Source organism: Streptomyces sp. XM83C, from assembly GCF_023072675.1.
In the GTDB taxonomy this organism is placed as follows: domain Bacteria; phylum Actinomycetota; class Actinomycetes; order Streptomycetales; family Streptomycetaceae; genus Streptomyces; species Streptomyces thermocoprophilus.
Genome location: NZ_JALLGL010000592.1, coordinates 1 through 1,266, shown reverse-complemented (window position 1 = coordinate 1,266; position 1,266 = coordinate 1). Strand labels below are relative to the sequence as shown.

The following is a 1,266-nucleotide window of genomic DNA, read 5'->3' as shown; positions in this document are numbered from 1 at the left end:
TACAACCGCCGTCGCCTGCGCAAGCACAAGATCTTCGGCTACCTCACACCGGCCGAGACCAGACAGCGACATCAACACGCCCTCGCGGCATAACGAACGAGTGTCCAAGATCACGGGGAAACTTCAGTAGGGCCAACCCCGCGAAGCCAACCAGGAGGGTTGTCCACTCGGGCATATGGGCTGCTCGCATGAGGCCCGCAACGCCAAAACTCGTATCCCATCCGGCCTCTGTGATGGCCGAGCCGAAGCCCTGGATGACAAGGATGACACCGAACAACCACAACAGCCCCTGACCTGTGCTGCTGTCCGGCCTCTCGAACTGATTCGCCATGACGCGCTTTCCCTCCCGATGTCCGCACATCGTTCCGATGCGATCGCATCACATCCTGCCGCCACCCAGGATACGATGCAAGCGCATCAGAACGTGAGGGAGGAGTAAACCGTGCCCAGGCAGGTCGACTACGAGGGTCGGCGCCGACGGATCGCCGATGCGGTCTGCGCCCTGATCGCGCACTCCGGCATGGAGGCGGTCAGCCTCCGCGACGTCGCCACCCAGGCCGGCGTTTCCATGGGAGCTGTCCAGCGATGCTTCCGCACCAAGGAGGACATGCTGCTCTTCGCGCTGGAGCACATCTCCCAGCACGTCAGCGACCGCGCCAACCAGCGCATCGCCGCCACCTCCACCCCCCAAGCCGCGTCGACTCTGCTGTCCCACACCCTGGCCGAACTCGCTCTGCTAGATGAGACATCGAAGACACAGGCTCATGTCTGGCTGGCCTTCGTCGCCCATGCCCCTGCCAGCGAGAAACTGGCCGCCGTCCTGCACGACACCTACGCCAAACTGCACGACCTCATTGCCTGGATCATTCGCTACGGCCAGGACACCCAGGATTTCCCCCGGACCCTTGACCCCGATCGCGAAGCACACATGCTCCTCGCCCTGGCCGACGGCCTCACGGTCCACGTCCTGGCAGGCCACCACTCACCGGCCACTGCGCTGACCACACTTCAACGCCACATCGACCACCTGCTGGAAGATGCGTCCCGCCGCTGCTGACCCCTCCACTCCAGAAAGCGGATCCGCACCAGTCCCGGGTTGGCAGCCTGCTCACTGGATCAGGAGTTACGGGACATCACTTACGAGCTCGTGCACGGTAGGCGGTGAGGCGTCGAGGATGGCGGCGGGGCTCGGTGTTCACATCTGCCGCGCCGACGTCAGGTCCGCAGTCTGCTGGTGGGACAGCAGGGCGGCGACGGCCTGGACGG

1 protein-coding gene is annotated in these 1,266 nt (G+C 64.5%); it reads left to right on the top strand.

Annotated features, from left to right (window positions below; translation table 11 throughout):
* Positions 1 to 442: 442 nt before the first annotated feature.
* Entirely contained in the window at positions 443 to 1,057 is a 615-nt protein-coding gene (locus tag MTQ10_RS30560; RefSeq protein ID WP_247474008.1) for a TetR/AcrR family transcriptional regulator, read from the top strand.
* Positions 1,058 to 1,266: the final 209 nt, after the last annotated feature.